Genomic DNA, 24,832 nt, shown 5'->3' on the forward strand with positions numbered 1-24,832 from the left:
ATGATGAAATATTTTTTCTGTATACTGCTTGCCTTGCTTTTCATCTCGTGCAGTGCCACAAAGAAAGTGCCGAGCGGGAGTTACCTGTTGAACAAGGTTAAGATAGATACCGACACCAAGGGGATCAGCGAATCGGATCTGAAGCCATACCTCAGGCAGAAGCCCAACTCGTCGATGTTTATCTTCGGAAAGGTAAAGTTGCACGCCTACAATATTCCCAGGAACGACTCCTCCTGGCTCAACCGCCAGTTTCTCAAGTTTGGTGAACCGCCCGTCCTCTACAGTGACCGCCTTACCGGACTTTCGATGGAACAGATCAGACTGAAGCTGGCCAACAAGGGATACCTGAATGCCAAGGTGGATACCGTTGTTGTGAAGAAGGACCGGAAGGCCAACGTGACTTACAAGGTTACCGGCAATGAACCCTACCTTGTCCGCTCATTCAAGGATTCAATCTATCCGGTCGACAGTACGATATACCGGATACTGGATATGCGGAGACGTCTCGCCGTGGTAAAGGAGGGCGACATATTTGATCAGGAGATGCTGGAGAAGGGGCGGATTGCGATTACCAGCGAGCTGCGAAACAGCGGCTATTTCAACTTCTCCAAGGAGGATATCTATTTCCTTGCCGACACAACGGTGGGCAATCATCAGGTGGATCTGACGCTGGGACTAAACAGTCCCGCCGACAGTCCGTTGCATAGCCGGTACCGGTTTGGAGAGGTGATCGTAAACAACGGGGTCAGTTCTACTATTTTGCAGGACAGTACGTTACACTACCTGCTGGATACGGTCCAATTCAGGAATATCAAGGTGGTACAGGAGCGGAATGAGTTCATGTTGCCGCAAGCCATATATTACAATACCTTTGTACGTCCCAGGAGAATCTATTCCGATCAGCTGGTGGAGAGGACCTACTCATCACTGAACCGTCTGGGGTCGGTCAGCCAGACGGCCATTACCTTGACTCCGGTAGTGGTGAACGATACCAACTTTATCAATGCCAACATCTCCATCTTTCCGGGAAACATGCATTTCATGCAGTTCGGTATCGATGGTACAAACTCTGCAGGCGACCTGGGTATTGCGGCCGATGCAACCTACGAGCATAAGAACATCCTGAAGGGTGGAGAGACCTTCAGGGTGAAGCTGAACGGGGCTTATGAGTTCATCGCCGCATCCGACAGTGCCAGCCTGATCGACAAGAGCTATTACGAATACGGGGTGGAAGCGTTCCTGTCGATTCCCCAGTTGCTGCTGCCCTGGGTGATGAAGCAGTTGAGAGATCAACCCTCGGCATCGACGGAGTTCTCTCTTGGAGCAAACTTCCAGAACAGGAGCGAGTATCTGCGGCAGTTCTTCAACCTCTCCTCCCGCCTTCAGTGGTCGCGCCGCCGCTGGCAGGTGAACAATGTGGTAGAGCCCATAGATATCACCTATGTACGGATGCCGTGGATGAGCGACAAGTTTAGGAATGCCTATATGAACGACAGCATCAACCCAATTCTGAAAGCCAGTTATGAAGAGCAGATGATCGTACGGACTGCCTACAATGTCACCTATACCAATGTTTCGTCGGGCCGGCTGCCGCCCCGAATACCATTCCATGCCCGTGCAGGGGTGGAGGTGGCCGGTTACCTGCCCAGGCTTCTGACAGCCATGGGGGCAACCCGGAGGAACCAGTCGGACCGCGAGATGCTGTTGGGAATACCATACGCCGAATATCTGAAAGCCGATTTTGATTTTGCTCCAACTTACCGTTGGGACGACAGGAATACGTTGGCGGGGCATTTCGCACTTGGCGTGGCCTATCCCTACGGGAACTCCATCGTACTCCCTTTCGAGAAGAGGTATTACGGTGGTGGGGCCAACAGCGTAAGGGGTTGGAGTACCCGGACACTGGGTCCCGGCACCTATAACAACGACAGCCTGGGCTATGATTTTGCCAACAAGACGGGAGACATCAAGCTCGACATGAGCCTGGAGTATCGCAGAAAACTGACCACCCTTTTTGAGCTGGCCGGATTTATCGATGTGGGAAATGTATGGACTGTAAAAGATTATCGATCCCAACCGGGTGGTTACTTCACCTGGAACAGTTTTTACAAGGAGCTCGCAGCCGCCTATGGATTGGGGCTCCGTCTCGACCTCAATTTTCTGCTGGTCCGTGTCGATCTCGGCATGAAAGCCCATAACCCGGCGTTACCCGAAGGTGAAAGATGGAGCCTGTTTACACCCCATTTCCGTCGCGATTTTGCTTTTCATTTTGCTATCGGGTACCCCTTCTGAGCTCCCCACTCCTTATTGGGCAGTTCACCCATTTCCAGTACCAATGTGCTTCCGTCGACAATCTGGTCATGCGTGAACCAGGGGGTGTTTAACGGCTTGCCATTCATGGAGGCCCGTTGGATGTAGATGTTCTTGTCGGAGTTGTTCCTGGCGATCACCTTGAAGAGTTTCCCGTTTGGCAGGTCGATGCTTATCTCACTGAACACGGGACTTCCCAGGGTGTAGACCGGAATACCGGGGGTAACCTGAAAAAATCCCATCATCGACAAGACAACATAGGCCGACATGGCGCCGCCATCTTCATCTCCTGGAATACCGAAAATGTTGTCCATGAAGAAGGACTCCATCAACATCCGGATCCGTTTCTGGCTCTTCCAGGGTGCTCCCAGGTAGTTATAGAGGTAGGGAATGTGCAAGCCTGGCTCATTGCCCATGACAAACTGTCCTACAAGTCCCGACGCGTCGGGCTGGGTATACCAGAACCTGAACTTCGGCAATCCCAGATCCTCCCGGAAGAGCTGGTCCAGTTTCTCCTCTGCCGCCTTGGGTCCGCCCATCAGTCCAAACAGTCCCTCAAGATCATGTTTCACGTCCCAATTGTAGATATAGGCGTTGTTTTCGGTAAAATATTCCCTTCCGGCAAAACGGGGGTCATACGGTTCGATCCACTCTCCCCGGCTATCCTTGGGCCACATGAAACCCTTGTCTGTCCGAAAGAGGTTTTTATAATTTGCTGACCGTTCAGTAAATAGCGCCGCCTCCTCCGTCAGATTCAATTCCGAGGCCAATTGGGCGATACACCAGTCTGAATAGCTGTTTGCCGTTGTAACGGAGACGCTCTGCCTTTTCTCCCAGACGGTATCAACGGCAGCCACACTCTCTTTTTCACCTGGAGCCAGCCCCGGCATATATCCGTTCTCGTTGTAGAAATCGTCCAGAATGGTTTTGGGACCGTTCCGCCACGGAATCAGCGTGGCGTCGAGCGAGTTTTTCCTGAGCCCCTCATAGGCCGTTTTCAGATCGAAGTTTCTCAGCCCCTTGAACCATGCGTCGGCTATCCAAGCTGCGGCAAAATTTCCGGTCATTGCCGGCCAGTCCCCCGTTACCAGGGCAAAAGAGGGGATATACCCACCTTGCCGGTACATTTCGATGTATGAGTTGATCTGGTCGACCTCCCTTTCGGGGTTCAATATCATATGCAGCGGTTCCAGCGCTATATAGGTGTCCCATATCCAGTTATCCACGTAGAAAGGGGTGTCGGACGGATGCACTTTGTTGTCGTAGGCGCTGTAATAGTGGCCATACTCATTGATGTCGACCATCCTCTCATAGGAACGGTAGAGAGCCGTATAGAAGACCCGCTTCTGTGCTTCCGTTCCACCTTTGACCTTTATCTGACTCAATCTCCTGTCCCAAACGGCATACGCATTCTCCTTCACCTTCCCGAAATCCCAGTCCGGAATTTCCCGAAGCAGGTTACTTTTTGCCTGATCGATGCTAATAAACGAGATCCCATACTTGAAGGCTACCTGTTTGCTCTCGCGACCGATACCGGCCAGGAGCCACATTTTATCGGCCGAATTCAGGTATTCACGGGTAACAATCGCTGCGTCGGTTACACCGTAGAAGAAGATCCTTATCCCTTCGATCTCCTCGAATCCCGAAAAGGCTCCTGCATTGTCCACTGAGATCTCCCCCTTTCCGTTGAAGATACCGAACCTGAGATAGTGATCCACCTCCTCCTTGAAATGGATCCGGAAATATCCGCTCCGGCTTTGGGGTGCAAACTCAACCCGGTCGCCCGTCTCCTCGAAGGAGGTGCTGTAATAATAAGGGGTAAGCTTTTCGTCGAACCAGGTATACCGCAGGCTCCATCTTTCCGGACTCGTCCCGCCGCTCACCGGCATGAATGCAAAGGCGAGCTGCCTCCGGTGCGATACGAGGCTTAACGGGAAATTGTGTATCTGATCGTCGAGCTGGTCTCTCCGTTGAGGAAAAACCCTTACCATGCTGTTAGGCAGGTGGACCACCGGTCTGGTGGGCTCCAGAATAATTCCTACGCCGCCGATTGCAGGATCTACGTAGCGGAGATTCGACCGGGACCTGCCTTTCAGGCGATCCGCAAGTTTTGGGATCAACCCTCGTTTTCCGGTGGATGGTAACTGCTCCTTCCGGTCGGGTTTCACAACCCCCTCGGCCCAACTCCTGAAATCTTCAATCGCTTTGAACAGGACACCCGCCTCTCCACGAAACGATCCGGAGCCCGAAGGGGTTCCGTCCAATGCGTACCATTCATAGAAGCCGTTATTCCTGACTACCCTCTCCAGCATGGGTTGAATCTCTTCATAGGCCTCCTCTACAAAGCCATATCGGATCAATTGCCGAATCATTCGTCCTCCAAACCAGGTCCAGTCGCCTCCGTTCTGATATCCGTACGGATACATCCCCTTGTTCTGGAAAAAACCCTCAGGGTAGGGAGGGTAGAGTGTCAGGCCGATGGAGGGAGCACCCGATTCGTCGACATTCCGCATCATGGTCTTGTTTGAGACCTCCACCTCCTCGCGGGTCAAGAGTCCTGCTTCAATGGCCATGGCCGTGCCACCGTGATAATAGATCTCCTCCTCGTTGAACGTTTCGGGAAATGGGGAGCCGTTCAGGTAGAGATGTGGAATGAATTTCTCTCTCTCTTCGTCCCACAGGTAGTTGCGGACCCGCTCCGAGAACTGGTCGCGAACCTCTCTCCAGAAGGCCTGTTTTTGATGATTGTCCTGCAGGTCGAGGTAACAGTTTATGGCAATAATGAAAAAGGCATTATCATAAATGTCGATGCATAAGTGGGAGTTCTCATCCAGCTCTACACCCCAGGGGTGCTCGGGCTGGACATCTCCCCAGTCGGCCGTTGTCGCTCCCCAGAGAAGCCCGTATTGCTGATCGTACCTCTCATTGAGCAGGAAATGGAGTGCCATCTCCATCCTTTCCAGTACCGTTTTTCCCTCTATCTCCCGATTGAGGAACTCCCTGTTCCCGCTCTTCGAGATGTAGCGCCAGACCGCCTGGATCAGGGATGACTCCTGATCGGTCTCGACGGTGTTCTTGTGAGCTGCATAGCGGGGTTCGGAATGCGAATAGCGGTAGTTGTAGCCGGTAGCTGCCTTCTCAACCGGAATAAATCCATCCACTATGTCGCCCGTCTCCCCTTGAAAGTGGAAAAATGTGAGGAGGTTCTCCTGGATCTCCCTGTCGGGCATTACCTCCATGGCCAGTTCAATGAAAGTGTTGTAATCGCGGATCCATACCTCCCCATACCCGTCGCCGGCATTGAATCCTCCCTGGACGACAGCAAGTGCCATCTTCTCCACCTCCATCATCAAGGTGTCTTGCAGGATGCGTTCGGCAAGTTCAATCTCTTTATCTTTCAACTGTGGCTGATTGCTGCATGAGTAACATAGCATCGAGATCAGCGTGTAGATTACTGCTTTTTTCATTGTCTGTCGATTATCATTTTTTTTCAGTATCAACCGACTAAAATCAAAATCAATCGGTCCTTATTTTTAAACACCTGACAAGTAAACCATTAAAGCTCCTGTCTTTCATTTCCAAAAAGTGCTCCCCCCCCCTCAAAACAGTGATAATTGGGCGGCCGTGGGACTTTTATTGCGACTTTTCAGTCGTCTGGGATAAGTGCGCCTGCCTTCGGTCACCACCCACGTCAAATCCAGATGGCTTATCAAATGCATCCTCAACAACGCGGCTATGGTTGAAAACGCCTTTTCGCTTTCCGACTTGGTCTGAATCACCTGTAAAAGCAAATACGCGATCAGGGTACACCATACTTGGGTCTTTATCCCGTTTCGATAGACCACCTATTTTTATAAACAGTACTGACCGACTAAAAAATGAAGAAAATATAGGGACTTAACCGAAGTCTCGTCCCTAAGTTGTAAATTTGGATTGTCAAAAACTAAATTTCCAACCATGGGCAAAGTTAGCGAAAATAAATTTGTCGGTCAGCCGATCTTAAGACAAATAGTGAATATTCTCCCGAGGGAAAAGTTCGATGAGCTGGTAATAAGGCTCGGCAGTGATAAATATTACAAGGCGTTTTTTTCCTGGGATCAATTGATCGTGATGCTCTTTGGCATTTTTTCCCGTTGCGATTCGATGGGTGAAGTCTGTGACGGCATGCGTGCCTTGGGTGGCAAGTTGAATTACCTGGGCATGGAGAGTTCGCCTGCAAAAAGCACTGCCGGAGATGCATTGCGTGACAGGGACGAGGAGCTGTTCCGTCTGTTCTACTTTGCACTGATCGCCCATTTTTCCCCGCTTTTGTCGGTCAGCCGCAAAAAAAAGGGCCGGAAGCAGGGTGTCAGTTTCGAGGAGTTCTATGCCTTTGATTCGAGTACGGTGACGCTGTTTTCCGACGTGATGAAAGGCGTGGGCCGGAACCCTAAAGGCGACGGGAAAAAGAAAGGCGGCCTGAAAGTCCACATGCTGACCGACGTCCATGCTGACACGCCGCGATTCGTGAAGATAAGCGAGGCGAAAATGCACGACAAGAACTTCTTGCAATACCTGAATTTAAGTGAAGGCAGCATGGTGGTCTTCGACAAGGCATACAATTACTACCTGCAGTTCGCCAAATGGACGCGACAAGGCGTGAATTTCGTTTGTCGGCTGAAAGACAATGCAAGGTACGAGGTTCAGGAAGTCCTTCACGAGAAGAAGCTGGAAAAAGGGGAACATGCCGTTTACAAGGTGGAACATATCCACGTTCAATATATCGAGAAGGTCGAGACGGGGACCGAAGGCAAGAAAAAAAGGAAGAAAGTCAGACAGACGAGGACATTATGCCTTCGTTTAGTTTGGTACAGGGATGAACAGGGGCGTAAATACAAGTTCATCACCAATAATTGGGAAATAACAGACGAGGAAGTTGCCTTGATTTATAAAACAGTATCAACCGACTAAAATCAAAATCAATCGGTTCTTATTTTTAAACACCTGACAAGTAAACCATTAAAGCTCCTGTCTTTCATTTCCAAAAAGTGCTCCCCCCCTCAAAACAGTGATAATTGGGCGGCCGTGGGACTTTTATTGCGACTTTTCAGTCGTCTGGGATAAGTGCGCCTGCCTTCGGTCACCACCCACGTCAAATCCAGATGGCTTATCAAATGCATCCTCAACAACGCGGCTATGGTTGAAAACGCCTTTTCGCTTTCCGACTTGGTCTGAATCACCTGTAAAAGCAAATACGCGATCAGGGTACACCATACTTGGGTCTTTATCCCGTTTCGATAGACCACCTATTTTTATAAATCAAGGCAACTTCCTCGTCTGTTATTTCCCAATTATTGGTGATGAACTTGTATTTACGCCCCTGTTCATCCCTGTACCAAACTAAACGAAGGCATAATGTCCTCGTCTGTCTGACTTTCTTCCTTTTTTTCTTGCCTTCGGTCCCCGTCTCGACCTTCTCGATATATTGAACGTGGATATGTTCCACCTTGTAAACGGCATGTTCCCCTTTTTCCAGCTTCTTCTCGTGAAGGACTTCCTGAACCTCGTACCTTGCATTGTCTTTCAGCCGACAAACGAAATTCACGCCTTGTCGCGTCCATTTGGCGAACTGCAGGTAGTAATTGTATGCCTTGTCGAAGACCACCATGCTGCCTTCACTTAAATTCAGGTATTGCAAGAAGTTCTTGTCGTGCATTTTCGCCTCGCTTATCTTCACGAATCGCGGCGTGTCAGCATGGACGTCGGTCAGCATGTGGACTTTCAGGCCGCCTTTCTTTTTCCCGTCGCCTTTAGGGTTCCGGCCCACGCCTTTCATCACGTCGAAAAACAGCGTCACCGTACTCGAATCAAAGGCATAGAACTCCTCGAAACTGACACCCTGCTTCCGGCCCTTTTTTTGCGGCTGACCGACAAAAGCGGGGAAAAATGGGCGATCAGTGCAAAGTAGAACAGACGGAACAGCTCCTCGTCCCTGTCACGCAATGCATCTCCGGCAGTGCTTTTTGCAGGCGAACTCTCCATGCCCAGGTAATTCAACTTGCCACCCAAGGCACGCATGCCGTCACAGACTTCACCCATCGAGTCGCAACGGGAAAAAATGCCAAAGAGCATCACGATCAATTGATCCCAGGAAAAAAACGCCTTGTAATATTTATCACTGCCGAGCCTTATTACCAGCTCATCGAACTTTTCCCTCGGGAGAATATTCACTATTTGTCTTAAGATCGGCTGACCGACAAATTTATTTTCGCTAACTTTGCCCATGGTTGGAAATTTAGTTTTTGACAATCCAAATTTACAACTTAGGGACGAGACTTCGGTTAAGTCCCTATATTTTCTTCATTTTTTAGTCGGTCAGTACTGATTTTTTTTATCTTTTCGCTCAATTCCCTATCCGTTACCGGATCTATCCCGCATATCCGCTGCAAGGCGTGGTTGACTCCCCCGGCTAATTCTCTTTCAAAGATAAGATCTTGTGCCGACCTGTTGCCGTTTTCGTCAGTCGCCTTGAAAAAGAAGGCATACGCCATCGCTTCCAGGATTTTGTCATGGGGCATTCCCAATGAGATGGCCACCCTGATAACCCCCATAAACCGGTCGTCGGGTCCCAGTTTTCTGGGAATATCCTGACCGATTCTGAAGAGGGTGTCCCTCAATGCCCGGTTCCTGAATCTACATAGCAGATCCTCGATATGGTCCGACAAATCCTCTGTCGTAAAATCATCCGGATAGAGCTTCAGGAGAATTGCGGCCGATTGCAACATCACCTCCCTGGTGAATTGCAACACCTCCTGGTCGTCCAGCACCTCGTAGAGATAGATTGCGTCGGGATGGCTGTAATATCCGTAATAGGCTGCGGCGGCATGACCCAGGTTGTGGATAAAAGCCTTCCGGTCTACCCAAGCCTTGATGTTATCCTTCGGGGCCAAGCCTGCAACATCGGGCAGTTCGTTTCTGAATCCCTGCCTGTCCACGATCAGCAGGTTGTACGGTTCGGCAAAGACCGTCAGCGGATCTTTCTCCAACTCGGCCACGGAGATGATGGGAACCATCTTGCCGATACTGGTTTCGATCAGTCCGACATATTCGTCCAACGGAAAATTTTCCGGAACTCCCCTCTTGAGTTCATTGCGGAGAAATTGATCGGCAGAACGCATGTTCTCTGCAAGGATGATATCGAGTGGACCCCTCGCCGGATCGCAAAAGCGCCTAGTCAACCCCTCGACAAGTGATGGGACAATCTTCAACAGTGCATTCTTCCCGACCGATACGGCCATGATGGTGGCTTTTCTCACCTCTTCGGCCACGGCCTCCCTGTCGGCCGCATCAACAGCCCTTACGTTGGGTACAACTATCTGCTCCTCGCTCTCTCCCTTGACCACCACCTTGTATGATCCCTCCCGGTTCAGCAGATCGACAAGCTTTTTGTCGATATCGGAGAAGACCACTTCATATCCCGACATGCCGAAGAGCTGTCCGATCAGGGATCGGCCTATCTTTCCGGCACCAACAATCAGGATCGATCTCTTCTCCATGGTTATACGGTTAGCCTGTCTCTCTCTTGTAATCGTTGAGGATCGGTTCGATGCAACTCAATTTTTCACCCGGGTATCTCTCGAAAAAGGTGCCACCAATATAGAGGCAGGCGTGACCGCCTGAAACAATACCCAATGAAGTGGCCTGTTTCAGATCTATCCTTTCTTTTCCTTCGGCGAGTTGGAACATCAGTGAACCGATTACCCCGCCAACGAAATTATCGCCGCAACCGGTCGTGTCGCCCCGATAATGCTCCTGCCGTATTTTCTCCAGGATTGTGCCGGAGACGGGCAGCTCCCCGGGTCCAGTTTTGCCGAACAACTTACTGTCCGCATAAAACATCACGGGCTTTGCTCCATTTGTAATTATGGCAGCACCACTCCCTTTTGCGATAAAGAACTGCATCGCTTTTTCGATGGTGTTCTCTCCGCTCAACCGCAACGCCTCGTCTTTGTCGGTAATCAGCAGATCGATATTCCGATAGCTTTCGTCATCTTTTCCCAGGGGCCACCTCTTTTTAGGGTTTTTACGCTCGTTAATAAAGTCAAATACGGTGTTCACCAGTGTGATGCAACCGTTTTCCTTCGCCCGCAGGAGCAGCTCGCCCAACTGATCGTGAAGTTGAGGGACCAAGGCCGTGCCGCCGAATACAACCAGATCAGACTGGAAGAAATCGTCATCCAGATTGTCGGGAGAGTAGTCCCATGCCGAACCGATGGAATTGATGAATACCCTCTCTCCATGTCCGTTATCGTAAGTGGGGTCGGAGAGGACATCGGTGGAGGGGGTGAGGTCTCCAATCTGTTTGAAATGGCTGATCTCAACCGGCAATTTCTGCAGGCTCGATAGCAGGAACTTGCCGGTCTCGTCAGATCCGTGACATCCGTAGAACCTGACCTCCCGCTCCAGTCCGTACGTGATCTGGGCCGCATGGATAAGGGAAACGATAGATGGACCGCCAATGTTGACCTTATCCGGCTTCCTTCCCTCTGTCAGCTCGTCGAGGGCAACCCGAACCTCTTTTTTTACAAACTCCTCGAACTCCTCCCTCAATACCAGGTGTCCGGGACTCAAGCCTCCGTCGCCTGCTCTTCGGCAAGAGCAGGAACGGAAGGCCTCGGAGTGGAACGAGACGTTGTTGTAGAGTCTGTCCACCAGGCAACATCCTGTGCCGGATACCACGATTCTCTTTTTTCCCATGCCACTATCCGTTAAGAGAGAAAGGTGCTGTAATCGTTAACCAGAAGATAGAGTGGCGCCTCGTCTTCGACGATGGTGGGAAATCTTCCGATCGTTTCGAAAAAGCAGTTGTCCGCCGAATCGTCGTTTACAGAACTTACCTCACCCACAAGAACTTTCCCTTTTCCAGGTTGACCATAAAAACGGTGGTACATACCCTGTTCAAGGGTGATACTCTCCCCTGGCAACAGGATCACTTTTCCGCCTGCTTTGACTCTCCCTTTTATGCCATCTTTTGTAAAGTGAACATCCGTCGTGTCGAGCCGGTTGTCGGGCGTGGAGTTGTAGAGTTCGATGATCAGGTTTCCTCCGCCCCGGTTGATGATATCCTCCATTTTTGTCCAATGGTAGTGCATCGGTGTCTCCTGGTTCTCTTCCACGATCATCACTTTTTCGGCATACGGTTTATTGCCGGCACCGGGTTTCCCGTTCCTGATGGTAAAGAGGAACAACCCCCGGCGGCGAAAATCTCCCGATCCGAAGTCGGTGATGTCCCATCCGAGCATGCTGGAGATGACCTCCTCCGCATTGTCTCTGTTTTCCCGCCACTCCTGCATCGACCAGTAGGCCCAGGGGGGAAGGAGAAAACTTCTCTCGCGCAGAAACGCTTTTGCCTCGCGCAGAATCTGATTTATTTCACTTCGTTTCATACCTGTATAATTAAATTGTCAACTCTTTGTCACAGTGTCACGGCATGAGTTGCCCGGCGTTCAGGCAGTTTTCACTGAGCCTGAACCGGATCTGCCGGTCGCTCCTCCCTCTTTCCCCGATAATCAGGGCGGAGTTCTCCAGCCGGATAGTTTCAACTCCCTTGTAATCGTTCGGAATCGTGGCCAGGAAAGCGATAAACCTCTTCTCGACCGTTTCCCCGGCATCGATAAAATCGTAGAGATTCCGGTTGAAAATCTTCCCCTTCCTTGCCACTACCGGAAACGGTTCGTGCAGTCCGGTGGTACCGAACTCCATGCCGAATGCTGTCGGCACGCAGTTCTTCATGGAACGCCAGAAGTTGATCCAGGGATAATCCCCGGTCCTCCAGAGGTAACCCACCATCAGTTCCAGATGCGGATTGAGAGCGGTGACCCATCCATACTTCTCCCGCCGGTTGTAGACGAATGACGAGACCCTGGGCCATGGATCCTCAATTTGACGCAGGTTCACCCTCTTTCCATTGTGGATGGCTTCGGGCCAATGGAGCACCGGCTTCTCCTGGTGTAAACTGCCATCCTCCTTGTCTTCATACCCCTTTTCGGTATTGTTGTCGATCAACGTTCCCTTGTCGAGAAAAGGTGGTGCGAGAGTGACATGTTGAACGATATTGAACATCCGTCCATAGCTGTTGAGGTTCCTTATCTTTTCCGAAACGACAAAGAGGGGCTCCCCGGAAGGAAGAGTGACCTGTCGGGTCAGTTCAAGTTTTCCCATCGGCAGGCTGCAGCGCATAACGCAGCTACTCCCGGAGAGGTCACTCAATTGCCAATGCTGACTGTTTACCTCTCCATGGTGATGAAACCCTTCTCGCCGCTCGCCCTCTGATGGCGGTCCCCATCTGTCGAAACAGAGGAAGTGTCCCCTGAACGGAGGGTTTGTCTCATCCTCCAAGCTCCAGTTGATGGGATTCAGCAATCCTCCTTTCAGGTGAAAGTCGGTATAGGCACCGCCTATCAGCGCGATCTTCAGGGATATTTTATCGTTTTCCAGCAGAATCATGAGCAGTAAAGCTTGGTGTGGGCAAACCTGCTATCGTGGCCTGATGCCGATAGTGGCTATTTCGTGGGGCTTCAGCCCTACTGTAAAGGCGGAGCCTTTCGAAACAGGTGCTGCTGCTCCCTGGAGGGGCATCTCTATCAGGTTGAGCCTGCGTACTGCTGTTGCCGCTACGGGCAGTTGGACCGTAACGGATGTTGCTCTCCCTTCAGTTTCTACCAGTCTGACTATCAACTCGTCACCCTCTTCTGATTGTTTGATGCCCGTTATGGCCACGTTGGATTCGCTTACCGAGAAGAACGACTGCTCTTCGGGCTGGGTGGCATGGTCTCTTCCCAAAGCCAGCGATGGCGGTTCTGCTGCCAGCACGGGAACATTGTAGTCGTCTCCTTCCATCCATACCCCACTCTTCCAATCTCCCACGTGAGGAAAGAGGGCATACCGGATGACAAACTTGCCGAGGTTGGGATAGATGTCGGGACTTCCTGCAGCCCTCATCAGCGTCAATCGCAGCTCCCCGTCGTGGTAGGAGTGTCCATACTTGGTCTTGTTGAGGAGGGCGATGCCGCTCTCTCCGTCGGTCACGTCCACCCATTTCTGTGCAGGCACCTCCTGTCCGTCGCCCTTTTCGGGCTCAACACCGTAAACATTCGACTGCGAGGTGAGGTGCTTGGGTACTGCGCCACCACGAAAACTGCCATTTGCCGGTCTCTCGACCACATCGAACGGTACCTGGCAGAAGAGTCTGGGTGCATCGAATGCCAATGGAAAGTGTGCCCTCAGCATGGGGGAGTCGGTTGAATCGGTCCCGGTTTCGAGCCAGTGCACCTCCATCTCGTATTCGATTCTCGGATATGAACGGTAGATGTAGGTTCTTTCGGTAAAGCTCGATTTTCCCCAATGTTTGACAGTTTCGATACATGCCCTTACTGGCCCGTTTTCCACTATCTTCACGCTTTTGATCTCGTTGACCTCCTCTTTGCCGACGATCCTGTTCAGTGTCCAGGACTTCATTCCCCCTTTCTTGTCTTCAAGGTAGAGCATGAGGCGGTTCAACTCTTTCCCCTCCTGTACATACTCCTTGCCAGACCGCTTGTCGTACAATCCGGTGATGGCTCCGGTTTTCATGTTCACCTTCACGGTGAAGAGATCGGTTTCGAACCTCTCCTCCTTGAACGGGATCGGTTCATTGAATGTTCCTGGCCGGGTCATGTCCACATAGAAGGTCTTGTATCCCATGGCCGGCATTTCGTCGACAACGAATTGCACCTTAGAGGTGAATCCAGGAGGGGTCACTTTCGACCAGACAATTTGTGCGGGATAGGTTTTTCCAGTGGCATCGCGAACCAAGACAGTCGGGTACTCTCCCTGTCCCTTGTCGATGGGAGAGATGTTTTTTGATCCGTAGTAGTCTCCCCATCCGGTAGATTTTACCGAGACCGGCTGTTGATGGGAGTATACACTTGCTTCAACGATCGCTTTGCGGGAAAATGGCTGCAGGTTGAATGCCACCACCGGTTGTCCCATATTGGTCTGAAACTTTATCTCATCGGCCATTTTCCTGAATGCGTTGTCTCTCAACTCAGTCGATTTCCGCAAGTTTTCGGTGTAGCGGGCAATCGCCTCCTTGTTGGCCTCATTGATGGCCGAACCGGGGAGAATGTCGTGAAACTGGTTGAATGTTTGTGTTATCCAGAGGTCGCGGATCTCGTCGGCCGGATAGCTATCTCCCTTCAGCCAACGAAGCGTATTGAAGAATTCGTTGCTGTAGAGCATATTCTCGTTGTCGCGATTCCCCGATTTTATCTCCGATACGGTGGTGTAACACCCTTCAAAGATAAACTGCATCTCACCGTGGTGTACAGGTTTCTCTTTGGCTTCAACGGTGCTCTTCTCAAAGAAATCCCTTGCCGTCGTGAACTTGACTGCCGGATAGTCATCCATCCTGTCCAGCTGGTGGACCATCTCGATATTCTCACGGGTGGGACCTCCGCCGTGATCTCCCACGCCGGTGATCTGCAGGATCCTGCCTCCTTTTGGGGCGAATCTGGCAAGCTCATCCTTCAGATTCAGGGTGATGTCGCCGTTATATGTGTCGTTGCCATAGCAGAGCACCCTCGACCGGTCGCTCCCCTCCCACCAGAAGGTTCCAATATGGGGTTTGCATCGGTGAAAATAGAAATAGTCGCATCCTGCCAGTTTCAGGATCTGGGGCATCTGCGACACATGTCCGAAATTATCGGGCAGCCAGCCAACGTTCGCCGTCTTTCCAAAATGTTTCCGGAAGTAGCGTTGCCCCAGCAGGAAGGAACGGGTGATCGCCTCACCGGAGGAGAGGTTGGCATCACCCTCTGTCCACATCCCCCCAACCGGTTCGAAGCGTCCCTCTTTCACATATTTTTTCACCTCTTCAAATAATGGAGGGTCTACCGCTTCCACAAACCTGTAGACGGCAGCCTGGCTCTGAACCATGGTATAATCGGGAAATTCCTTCATAAAGGCTACGGCTTGACGGAGATTGTCGTTACACATTTTCATGGTTTCGGAGTATGTCCATAACCAGTTCATATCCATATGGGCATGTCCCACAACATGGATGGAGTCTCCCTTTTGTGGCCCGGCAGGTTGGTCGGATCGCTGAAAAGAGGAGAGGCCCAGCCATACAACAGAGAGGATAAGAAGAGCTGTTTTCATCGTGCTTGTTCTTTTAATGGTCCGGTCTTGAATAGATTAAATCTCCACCTCGATAAATTTTACTTCGTAGGGAACCAGCCGGATGGTCGATCCTGCTGCTCCGGTTTCTTCACCCAGGGAATTGATTTCGGTCACTTTCCTTATGGTTACGGTTGCGTTTGCGGGCGAGAGCTGAATTTCTGCAGGCAATCCGTCAACCTCCCGGAAGTGGAGCACAACCGATCTTTTGCGAAACGAGGGACGGATATGTATCAACGGGGCATTTGCCGGCCCGTTGATGTTCAATGTCCTGAGCAGGGCCTCACCCGATGCCTGCATGCCGGCGGGGAGGGTGCGGGTGGCGAAACTGTTCCGTTCCCCACGCGCAAACCTTACTGCAAAAGCGTTCGTGGTGTCGTCGGTTGAGGTGAGCTGATAGCTCCAGCTGAAACTCCCCTCCTGGTATGCCCTGAAATTGGTGAACCAGTAGTTGTTCATCACCCACGAGTAGAGCCATGGTTCTCCCGGTTGGGGAAAGCGTTCGAACTTGCCCATGTTGAAGTCGCTGAAGTGCCACAGAGGCACCTCGTTGCTGACAAGAACGATCTGTCCTTTGCTGCCGCGTACCGAAACGAAATTCTGTGCGACGTTCCAGTCGGACGAGGAGCCTGGCAGCTGCTCTCCCCAGGTCAATGTACCTCCGGTTGTTTCGAACACAATCCTGGAGTCCGGCAATGAAAAGGGAAATGCAATATACAATGCTTCAGGATCGGTTACGATCTCCTTGTGGGCGCGGTATGCAAACTCGATCTTCCGGGTGTTGCGGTAGAGCCTCACTTCCAGTTCAATTCCCTTTTCCGCTCCCTCCCCGGCTCCTCCGAATCCCGGCATCCCGTAAAAGATCTTGATGCTCTCCCATATTGCTCCCTTGACTCCCTTCTCAATGCGTACGTTGTGGCTAACTGTCCGGTGGAACGGGGGAGTGTCGCGCTTCTCGGAGCTCTCCCTGACGGGTTGGCCCAGTTGATAGGGGTTATTGCTGTCCACCAGTTCCAAGTTCAGTTTTTTGTCGATCAGGCTGTTGACTGCACCGCTCCTTTTGTCTATCTCCAGCCGGTAATAGCGGTTCTCCAGTACGGCATCATCGGCTACCGTATCGGGTAATACCGGTTCGTTTGCCCTGTCGATCCTTAATGCCTTACACCCTAATGCGGGGACATCCGACACCTCAAGCATCCAGTAAGCACCTTCGGTCCGTTTGGCGATCAATTGGAACGGCACCTCTTTCCCGGTGGCGATATCAGTGATACGGACCCTCTTATCGGACGGAACTATTCCCGAATCGATGAAAACTCTTACGGTACCCGAGCGGTCCCAACCCAGGGGATTTATAACATTTATAACGGGAAAATCTGCCTTGAACAGAAAAGGTTGCAGCCTGGCAAGAGCCTCCTCCCGCAGAAGTGTCTCCTTCTTGACTGCCTCCCAGGCATAAGCTCCTTTTTGCAGCCACTGTTTCACGGAGTTTTCTGAAAAGGGGGATTCAATGCTTTCTGCTGCTCCAACGGTATGTTCGGCGAAAAAGATGATGTTCTCCTTGACGTGGCCGATCTTTTTTTCCATTTCGGTTGGCAGGTCGCCATCGAGCATGGAGATCACGGAGAAAACTCCTTCGTCTTGCTCGATTGCGTTCTCCGTTTTGCGGATCTCTGCAGTTTCGCGCGAGACGGAGCCAAAACCATCCGTCCACCAGTCGAGCCACGCCTTTCTGTAAACAGGGAGTTCCCCGGCATGGTTCTTCTCTACATACTCCATGAACTCACTTGCCACGGCCAATCTCAGTCTGGGTGATTCATAGGTTGCATTCCACTCTTTTACAAATGCACAGGCGGCAGTGGATGGGGGAGCATTATCGGTGAAGTACCCCGAAAACTGAAGCCCTATCCGGTCGAACGGATACCCTTTTCCCTCCAGCTCGGAGATCCCCCTGATCAGGGGGATAAAATCCATCTCCTCATTTCCGATGTTGTAGAAATTTCCTGTCATGTAGTGTTCTCCCCTGAATGCCAGCAACCTTGCTCCCGATGGTGCCTCCCACCAGAAACAGGTAGGTATCTCAAACGGTCTGATCGATCTGGTTTCGTTTATCCCCATGATAAGGTACTTCACCCCGCTATTCCTGAATAGATCGGGCATAGACCATGCTACTCCGTTTACATCGTTCTGCATGGCAGTGGTGACCTGAATACCCAGATCCCTGATCTCTTTCAGGGGTTGCAGGAGGTCCACCAGCGTATGTTCACCGACAATTTCAGACATGTTGGCAAACATGCCGGTCACCTCTATCCTCCGTTCCCGGATACGTTGAAATAGACGGTCGAGCTGCGAGGCCGGTCTTGTCCGGATATACTCGCGGGTTACCCATGACGATTCACAACTCCACCTGAAGCGGGCATCATCGGGCATGTTGTCAGTCTGGTCGCAGTAATCCAGCGCATAATCGATATAGCGCATCTGTTCTGCCAGTATCTCTGATTGAGGGCGCGTGTAGCCGATATCTGTATGTGAGTGCTGGACAAGATAGACCGTCCACCTCTTTGGCGGAACAACCATCACCTTGTGGTAGAGAGGTTCGCCGTTGTCGATCGTAGTCTGCAGGGTAATCTCTTCCGGACTGCTTACTGCAGGAAGCGTGAGCAAGAATCTGTTTTCCCCTCTCGTTACCGCGGAAGAGAGCAGCTCCTTGCCGCCCGACCTGAAGGTGATCTTTCCGCTCTTGTCCGACAGGTACTCGGCAAGGAGTTGCTGGTACTTCTGTCCGTTTTTGCTGAAAAGAAGAGGTGTATTCATAAACCTTACCTGCTCCGTCCCTATCTCCTGTGCACGGAGTCCGGCAGACATGGTAATGGAGAGGAGAGTGCAGATCAGCCATATGGTGTAATCTGCTTTTTTGAAATATCTCAGGATCGATTGCATTCCAGGTCAATCATTGTTTTTCATTTACCGCGACTCTTGAACTGGCTAACTGATTTTGAATAAAATCGTTACTAAGATAGGTATTTAGTGAGACAGAGGCACGCTTTTCTTGCTTTTTATATTTAATTAACAGTGTAGTCTCATGCTGCATTTTTGATAAACCAACACCGCAAACCGGTTTGCGGTGTTGGTTTATCCATTTTTTGCCTACCTGACTACCGACAGGTGGGCATACTGGTTTCCAATCCGGTATTCAAACGAAACGGATTGATTCGGGATTACTCCGGTAACCATGATCATCCCGTAATAAACATCAGCGGGATTGGGACCGGTTACCGCCTTGAAGATGTAGACTCCTTGTCCCGAAATCGGATCGAGCGTATCGCTCGGAGTTCCGCTTTCAAATTCGGCAATGGCCGTATTGGAGTTGTTGAGTGCGTAGAGTGCAGTTGTTGAGGGGACAAACTGAATAGTTTTCCCGGAGGAGAGATAGGTTGAGCCCCCTTTAAGTATCAGTGAGCCTTCAACAGCTATCATGGCCATGGGATCGTTTGCCGGCACGGTTCCGTTAACGAGCAGATCGCGGCCCGCGGAAGAAGTGCCAAGGGCTAGTGTGGCCGACTTCTTCAGGTAGAAATAGGGATCCCTCACAATAACTGTACTTTCAATGACCTCCTGATAACTGCCCTGTGTAGCAGTAAAGGTGTAGAACATCGTATCATTCTCGGCAATGAAATCAGTTCCGGCAATGGGTACAAGGTATGGCTGATCATCGCCCGAGTAGGGAGAGCCTGCTACATCTATCCAGGTTCCATCGGTACCGTTTTTTCTCCTAACTGCCACATTCCCGGTAAATGTACCCTCCTTGGGAGTCACCCTTACATTGAAATAGGCCACTTCAGCGGTGCGGGCAACCTCGATCTCCTTGCCCGATGCGGTAGGTTTCGAAACGGTCATGGCATTAACCATGTCTACACGTTGTTTTGCATAGTCGGTGGCTCCGTTGAAAACCACCACCACGTAGTCGCCAACCTCATTCAGATTTGCCTGATCGCGGGTGTAGCTTACTGAAGCCTTCATATCGTTCCCTACGGTAACCTCCTTCTGGGTGTTTGCCAAGGGGAGCAACTGCTTGGTAGTCCCTCCGTCGGGTGGTGTCTGCAGTTGCAACAGTTCAACCTTCATTACATCGCCCACTTTTGCCGTGGCAAACGTGGCCGTAACCGTAAAGGAGTTGTCAATCGAGCTGATTCCTGTAGTCGTGGTACTCGACACGCCGGTCCAGATGATATTTCCATTCTCATCGGTGGGTATTTCATACTGGTTGTTTTGTCCGCAACTGAAGAAGAGGACTACGGCAACTAGAGTATAGATATATTTTTTCATACGATTATTTTTTTCAAGTTAATAAAATCATTCTCCTTTCTGCAGTGGCAACCACTCGAAGTTCTGGGAGCATTTCCTGTTGTTGTCCAGCTCGGTGCCCGAAATGGGTGAGAGCAGATGTTTGTTGCTGAATTCGAAGTTGAAATGGGTAGGCTGGTGGCCCACGAAATTCTCAATACCTGCGAATTGGCCTTCTCCATCGATCAGTACCTTGCGGGTACGTCGCTGATCCCACAACATCTTGTTTTCAAATACCAGCTCGTATGCACGTTCACTCATGATGTCGAGGAGTGTCAGCCCATCTGCGGAAAAGTTGGATAAGCCTGCCCTGGTCCTGACCTCGTTGATCCCTTTTACCACATCATTGTCGGGTATTGCCACCCCTAGTTGTCGCAGGGCCCAGTTTACTTCCGTCAGCATCAGCAGGATGTCGGCATATCTGTATAGATTGAAATTCAGACCGGAACGGGCTGTCCGCTTGATGGCATCCTTGTCGTAGTACTTCTGCAGGTAGCGGGTTGCAAACTTGGGAGCGGGGCTTTCGTTCGGATCATACTTCGAGGCTTTTGTATCGCTGCTGTAGAAATAGACCCTTTCCTGCAAACGGATATCGGCCGGATTGTATGAGTTCAGATATTCGGTGCTCGGGATGAATGTTCCGGTTTCCACGTCAAATACCGAGATCTGGAGCGATAGCGGTAATGTATGCACGATCAGTCCGTTATCCCTGATGCCGGATGAGTACTGGATCTGGAAGATTGCTCCCCCCTTGTTGTCCATTTCCGGATTGTTGAGGTCGCTGAATTCGCCGATCGGATACTGGCCGTAAAGGAAATCGAGCTGTGTTTTTGCCTTTTGAAGCAACTCCCTTGCACTTTGCGTGTTTACCGGATACTCCGTCATTGACCAGCTACCGGTTTCACACCATTTTTTTGTGGTGTCGGTCCGGGCTTCCTGGTAGGGGTAGCCGGCCATGGTGAGATATACATCAGCCAGAATTGCCCTGGCCACATGCTTGGTAACCCGTCCGTCGGTCGACCGCGTATCCTGCAGGTTGCTTTCGTTTACTGCAAACTCCAGGTCGGGAACGATGATCTTGTCATAGATGTTTACCAGCGAGGTGCGTGGTTGCTGCGCTTCCCCCACATTCTGCAGTACGGTTGTGTTGGCGATTACATCACCGTACAGCCTTACCAGGCAGAAATAGTAGAAAGCGCGCAATGTGCGGACCTCTCCAAGGTATCTGGATCTGTCTGCTTCCGGCATCTGTGTAACTCCCGGCAACATCTTTATGGCAAGATTTGCATCCCTGACCCCTCTATACCAGTTGTTCCAGATGGTGGTGAAATAGGGATGCGTTCCATCCATGATATCGGTCTCATATTTCCAGAGGTCCGATCCCATATATTGAGCATAAGCTTTTCCAGTAGGATATTCCAGGCTTCCCGGCAGGCTGCTTCCCCAGACGTTACCACCGCCGGTCCAGTCGGCCAGCGACCTGTAGGCCCCTGTTGCCAGTGCAACACCTCCGGGAATACTTGTGATCTGAGCTTCATCTGTCAATGTCCCGGTGGGATGCTCCTCCAGAAAATCGTTGCAGGAGAAGAAGAATATCCCAGCCATCAACGTAATGAGTATACATTTAATATTGGTTGATATTGTTTTCATATTCAGTGCGTTTTTAAAAGGTTAGAACGTTAGATTAACACCGAGTGAGTAATTCGACGGTCTCGGATACATAAAGAAATCCATACCGGGCGTAATACTGTCCATGTTATCGTTATCACTACCTTCAGGATCGTAGCCGGAATATTTGGTCAAAAGGAAGAAATTGGAAGCATTCAGGTATATTCTTACCTTGCTGGCTCCGATTTTCGTCGTCATCTCCTGCGGGAAAGTGTAACCGATCGTCATCCCGTCTCCTCTCACAAAGGATGCATCTTCGATCCAGCGGGTGTCGGGATAGGTTTGATAATATGCGCCGCCGTTTCCGGGCCGAACCTGTGCAACCATTGTGTTCTGGTGGTCTGGACGCCAGGCATCAAGGATGGAAGTCTTTCCGTTGGCCAACCCCTGACGGTCTTCCGAGGAGTGGTTGGTCCGGTTCTCCTTCTTGGCACCATAGGAGATGCGGATATCCAGGTTGAAGTCGATGTTCTTGTATGCCAGGCTGTTGTTGAAGTTCATATCCCATTTCGGGAATGCGCTGCCCATGGGTATACCATCTTCCACAAAACTGATTCTTCCGTCGTTGTTACGGTCCTCATACTTGACGTCGCCCGGGAGCATCCCGTAACGGGCGGCCAGGCTGGCTTCATCTGTCCCATATGTTCCAAGTCGGTTAAGTCCGAAGAATTGAGCCACTGGCAATCCTTCCCTCAGGATGGTGTTGGCTCCGCCTACCCACCAGTTTCGCAGGATGTCGGCGCCGGTTGGACCCAACTGTTCAATCTTGTTTATGTTGCGGGTAAAGTTGATGTCGCTGTACCAGTTGAAATCGCGGCTCTTGATGTTGTGTGTCCCCAGTACGGCTTCGAACCCCTTATTGCGGATTTTTCCATAATTGAGCCGTACACTGCCGGTAGTGGTAGATTGAGGCAGCGGTACGTCCAGCAACATGTCGCTGGTCAGTTTGTTGTAGACGTCGAGCATCAATGTTATCCTGTTGTCGATGATCCCCAGATCAATACCAAAATTGTATTGCGTTGTCTTCTCCCATTTCAGGTCGGGATTCCCTACAGAGTTGGGCCACAACCCCGGCTCTCCTGCATCACCCAGTACTACCGTTCCGGACCCGATAAAGGTCTGCGTCACATAGCTACCGATTTCCTGGTTACCCGTCTGTCCGATGCTGGCACGCAGTTTCAGGTTGCTCAGTCCGTTGAACTCTTTCATGAAATCCTCCTCGCTTATTCGCCATGCGACTGAAGCGGAGGGGAAGAAACCATATTTGGAATTCTTTCCGAATTTGGAAGAGCCGTCGTAGCGTCCGGTAGCGGTAAACAGATACTTGCCCAAAAAATCGTAATTGATTCGGGCGAAATAGGAGTTGAGTGAGTTTTGCCGGTCACTGCTCCCGGGAGCAGGTCTTGTTGCCGTACCTATCCCGATGTTGTGCCAGCCATAAAAATCATCAAAGAAATGGTCGTTCCAGGTTGTCAGGTCCTCTCCGGTGAATCTCGACCATGATGTCCCCAACAGACCGCTGACAGTGTGATCTCCGAAACTGTTGTTGTAGTTGAAGTAGTTTTCGTTCTGCCAGTAATAATTCTTGAATGCTTCCAGGTTGGCAGCACCTTGTGCCGACCGGGATATTTTTCTGTTGGCATAGCGGTAATACTTCTCTTCCAGGAGATCCATTGCAAAATTACTCTTGAAGGTCAGGTGAGAGGTGATCGTAAAATTGAGACTGACGGCCCCGTTAACCTGTACACGCCGCCTAAAGGTCTCTACTCCGTTGCTGACGGCTACAGGGGATTGGCAGTCGACCTCTCCCATTGGAAAGTCGGCATTGGTTCCGTACTGGCCTGCATAAATGCCGTAAATCTCCGGGTCGTCGGGATATTTGATGGGGAGCATCGGGTAGGACTCGATGGCTGCGCGTGCCATGCCACCGCTGAAGAAGGAGACGTCATTGGTTCTCTCCTTGCTCCTGTTCAGTGAGAGGAAAGAGTTGATATTGAACCAGTCGGTCAATTTCACATCTCCGGTCATCTTCCCCGAAAAACGCTCGAAGTTCGAGTTCAGCAGCAAACCGTTGTTGTTCGAGTATCCGAGGAAGGTACCCAGTTTCACATCCTTGCTCCCGCCCCGTATCGCAATCTGATGATTGGTAGAGGTGGCCGGCCTGAATGTTTCACCCTCCCAGTCGTTCTCGAAGCGTGGTTTGTAGTAGTTGCCGTCTCTTCCCAGCAATGGAATCCTAAAGCCTCCCGGAGTGGTCTTTTCAAATAGCCATGGCATCTCGGAATAGGTCATGGACCCTTCTCCCGGTGGCAAGATGGCCGCATCGTAGCAGGTAGACCAGTTGGGATTGGTTGCATATTTGGTAACATTCATGTAGGCTTGCCTGATCACATAGAAGAACTGTTCATTGTTCAATACATTCAACCTTCGTTGCATGAAGCTCTGTGTAACGTAGCCGTCGTATGATATTACCGGTTTCCCTTCAACACCGCGTTTGGTGGTGATGATGATCACACCGTTTGCCCCGCGTGCTCCATAGATAGCTGTCGCAGATGCATCCTTCAATACGTCAATGGATTGAATCTCATTGGGGTTCAAGATTGTCAATGCATTGGCGACACCCACCACGTCGTCCACCACAAAGAGCGGATCGTTTCCTGAATTTATGGAGTTTGTTCCGCGGATACGGATCATCGGAATTCCTCCGGGAGCACCGGAACGCTCAATGATCTTTAATCCGGCTACTTTACCGGAAAGTGCCTGGGCCACGTTGAATGCCGGTTTGTCCAGCAGACGTGCAGCCGATACATTCTCCACGGCTCCGGTCAGGTCACTCTTTTTCATGGTACCGTAACCTACCACCACAACTTCCTCCAGCATCTCCGTGTCTTCTGTCAGGATTACATCTATGGTGGTTCTGCCGTTCACCTGGATTAACTCTGTTTTCATACCTACATAAGAAACCTCGATTGTTCCATTGGGAGGAACATTGCCTAACGTAAAATTTCCATCAGCATCGGTAACAGTTCCGGTGGTAGTTCCGGGAACCTGAATTGTTACTCCGATCAAAGGTGCATTGTTTGCATCAACCACTTTGCCCTTTACGGTTATTCCCTGGGCAAATAGAGATAAGGATATGGCCCACAATAATGCGAACACCGCTCCTCTAGCCAGATTTGAAATTACTCTTTTCATTCTTTCATTTTTTAAGATTAATAATTAACTAAAAAACCAGAGCAGATATAGTTTGGTATGATTGGTTATCTGTCGAAAAAGGTGTTTTTCTAATCTGTTTCTTAAAAATAGTTACAAATTGGCC

Annotated in this window: 16 protein-coding genes; 2 read left to right on the plus strand and 14 right to left on the minus strand. The window is 50.8% G+C overall.

Annotation, left to right across the window (positions count from 1 at the left end):
- Positions 1 to 2,292: a translocation and assembly module lipoprotein TamL gene (gene tamL / locus ING2E5A_RS05155; RefSeq protein ID WP_161941956.1), complete on the plus strand. Its 2,292-nt coding sequence runs from the start codon at positions 1 to 3 to the stop codon at positions 2,290 to 2,292.
- Here the strand turns inward: tamL and ING2E5A_RS05160 are convergent.
- Together ING2E5A_RS05160 and ING2E5A_RS15260 are read right to left on the minus strand one after the other, a co-directional pair.
- Positions 2,265 to 5,777, minus strand: coding sequence for a GH92 family glycosyl hydrolase (locus ING2E5A_RS05160; protein WP_197678526.1), 3,513 nt, complete (start codon positions 5,775 to 5,777; stop codon positions 2,265 to 2,267). The genes tamL and ING2E5A_RS05160 overlap by 28 nt on opposite strands.
- A 132-nt stretch (positions 5,778 to 5,909) precedes the next feature.
- Positions 5,910 to 6,155 carry a hypothetical protein gene (locus ING2E5A_RS15260; protein WP_154670037.1) on the minus strand — a complete coding sequence of 82 codons (246 nt, stop codon included), beginning with the start codon at positions 6,153 to 6,155 and terminating at the stop codon, positions 5,910 to 5,912.
- Between the two features lie 112 nt (positions 6,156 to 6,267).
- Between ING2E5A_RS15260 and ING2E5A_RS05165 the strand changes: the two genes are divergently transcribed.
- On the plus strand, positions 6,268 to 7,260 hold the full coding sequence (locus tag ING2E5A_RS05165; RefSeq protein WP_071136489.1) for an IS4 family transposase: 993 nt from the start codon (positions 6,268 to 6,270) through the stop codon (positions 7,258 to 7,260).
- Between the two features lie 89 nt (positions 7,261 to 7,349).
- Here ING2E5A_RS05165 and ING2E5A_RS15265 read toward each other — a convergent pair whose 3' ends face one another.
- From ING2E5A_RS15265 to ING2E5A_RS05220, 12 genes are all read right to left on the minus strand, one after another.
- Entirely contained in the window at positions 7,350 to 7,595 is a 246-nt protein-coding gene (locus tag ING2E5A_RS15265; protein WP_154670037.1) for a hypothetical protein, read from the minus strand.
- On the minus strand, positions 7,574 to 8,146 hold the full coding sequence (locus tag ING2E5A_RS05170) for a transposase (RefSeq protein WP_071136490.1): 573 nt from the start codon (positions 8,144 to 8,146) through the stop codon (positions 7,574 to 7,576). The genes ING2E5A_RS15265 and ING2E5A_RS05170 overlap by 22 nt, the downstream gene beginning before the upstream one ends.
- Positions 8,143 to 8,574 (minus strand): DUF4372 domain-containing protein, encoded by a 432-nt coding sequence (locus ING2E5A_RS05175; RefSeq protein WP_071136491.1) that lies wholly within the window; start codon positions 8,572 to 8,574, stop codon positions 8,143 to 8,145. The genes ING2E5A_RS05170 and ING2E5A_RS05175 overlap by 4 nt, the downstream gene beginning before the upstream one ends.
- A gap of 56 nt (positions 8,575 to 8,630) precedes the next feature.
- Complete coding sequence (locus ING2E5A_RS05180; protein WP_071136492.1) at positions 8,631 to 9,845, minus strand: mannitol dehydrogenase family protein; 1,215 nt, start codon at positions 9,843 to 9,845, stop codon at positions 8,631 to 8,633.
- Positions 9,846 to 9,855: 10 nt separating this feature from the next.
- Positions 9,856 to 11,046 carry a carbohydrate kinase family protein gene (locus ING2E5A_RS05185; RefSeq protein WP_083373199.1) on the minus strand — a complete coding sequence of 397 codons (1,191 nt, stop codon included), beginning with the start codon at positions 11,044 to 11,046 and terminating at the stop codon, positions 9,856 to 9,858.
- 11 nt (positions 11,047 to 11,057) lie between these two features.
- Positions 11,058 to 11,735: a D-lyxose/D-mannose family sugar isomerase gene (locus ING2E5A_RS05190; protein ID WP_071136493.1), complete on the minus strand. Its 678-nt coding sequence runs from the start codon at positions 11,733 to 11,735 to the stop codon at positions 11,058 to 11,060.
- A 37-nt stretch (positions 11,736 to 11,772) separates the two neighbouring features.
- Entirely contained in the window at positions 11,773 to 12,795 is a 1,023-nt protein-coding gene (locus ING2E5A_RS05195; RefSeq protein WP_071136494.1) for an aldose epimerase family protein, read from the minus strand.
- A gap of 30 nt (positions 12,796 to 12,825) precedes the next feature.
- A complete protein-coding gene (locus ING2E5A_RS05200; protein ID WP_071136495.1) occupies positions 12,826 to 15,486 on the minus strand; it encodes an alpha-mannosidase in 2,661 nt (886 codons plus the stop codon).
- Between the two features lie 36 nt (positions 15,487 to 15,522).
- Positions 15,523 to 18,441 carry a glycoside hydrolase family 38 N-terminal domain-containing protein gene (locus tag ING2E5A_RS05205; RefSeq protein ID WP_071136496.1) on the minus strand — a complete coding sequence of 973 codons (2,919 nt, stop codon included), beginning with the start codon at positions 18,439 to 18,441 and terminating at the stop codon, positions 15,523 to 15,525.
- 207 nt (positions 18,442 to 18,648) lie between these two features.
- Entirely contained in the window at positions 18,649 to 19,827 is a 1,179-nt protein-coding gene (locus ING2E5A_RS05210) for a hypothetical protein (protein WP_071136497.1), read from the minus strand.
- A 27-nt stretch (positions 19,828 to 19,854) separates the two neighbouring features.
- Positions 19,855 to 21,495 (minus strand): RagB/SusD family nutrient uptake outer membrane protein, encoded by a 1,641-nt coding sequence (locus ING2E5A_RS05215; RefSeq protein WP_083373200.1) that lies wholly within the window; start codon positions 21,493 to 21,495, stop codon positions 19,855 to 19,857.
- A 21-nt stretch (positions 21,496 to 21,516) separates the two neighbouring features.
- Positions 21,517 to 24,708, minus strand: a complete 3,192-nt coding sequence (locus ING2E5A_RS05220; protein WP_071136499.1) for a SusC/RagA family TonB-linked outer membrane protein — start codon at positions 24,706 to 24,708, stop codon at positions 21,517 to 21,519.
- Positions 24,709 to 24,832: the final 124 nt, after the last annotated feature.

Source organism: Petrimonas mucosa (assembly GCF_900095795.1).
Classification (GTDB): domain Bacteria; phylum Bacteroidota; class Bacteroidia; order Bacteroidales; family Dysgonomonadaceae; genus Petrimonas; species Petrimonas mucosa.

Excerpts from the sequence above, each read along its gene's own strand:
- ING2E5A_RS05200 (WP_071136495.1), bottom strand. The coding sequence starts at position 15,486 with ATGAAAACAGCTCTTCTTATCCTCTCTGTTGTATGGCTGGGCCTCTCC.
- ING2E5A_RS05215 (WP_083373200.1), bottom strand. The coding sequence starts at position 21,495 with ATGAAAACAATATCAACCAATATTAAATGTATACTCATTACGTTGATG.
- ING2E5A_RS05160 (WP_197678526.1), bottom strand. The coding sequence starts at position 5,777 with ATGAAAAAAGCAGTAATCTACACGCTGATCTCGATGCTATGTTACTCA.
- ING2E5A_RS05190 (WP_071136493.1), bottom strand. The coding sequence starts at position 11,735 with ATGAAACGAAGTGAAATAAATCAGATTCTGCGCGAGGCAAAAGCGTTT.
- ING2E5A_RS05220 (WP_071136499.1), bottom strand. The coding sequence starts at position 24,708 with ATGAAAAGAGTAATTTCAAATCTGGCTAGAGGAGCGGTGTTCGCATTA.
- ING2E5A_RS05180 (WP_071136492.1), bottom strand. The coding sequence starts at position 9,845 with ATGGAGAAGAGATCGATCCTGATTGTTGGTGCCGGAAAGATAGGCCGA.
- ING2E5A_RS05175 (WP_071136491.1), bottom strand. The coding sequence starts at position 8,574 with ATGGGCAAAGTTAGCGAAAATAAATTTGTCGGTCAGCCGATCTTAAGA.
- ING2E5A_RS05205 (WP_071136496.1), bottom strand. The coding sequence starts at position 18,441 with ATGCAATCGATCCTGAGATATTTCAAAAAAGCAGATTACACCATATGG.
- ING2E5A_RS05210 (WP_071136497.1), bottom strand. The coding sequence starts at position 19,827 with ATGAAAAAATATATCTATACTCTAGTTGCCGTAGTCCTCTTCTTCAGT.
- ING2E5A_RS05195 (WP_071136494.1), bottom strand. The coding sequence starts at position 12,795 with ATGATTCTGCTGGAAAACGATAAAATATCCCTGAAGATCGCGCTGATA.
- ING2E5A_RS05165 (WP_071136489.1), top strand. The coding sequence starts at position 6,268 with ATGGGCAAAGTTAGCGAAAATAAATTTGTCGGTCAGCCGATCTTAAGA.
- tamL (WP_161941956.1), top strand. The coding sequence starts at position 1 with ATGATGAAATATTTTTTCTGTATACTGCTTGCCTTGCTTTTCATCTCG.
- ING2E5A_RS05185 (WP_083373199.1), bottom strand. The coding sequence starts at position 11,046 with ATGGGAAAAAAGAGAATCGTGGTATCCGGCACAGGATGTTGCCTGGTG.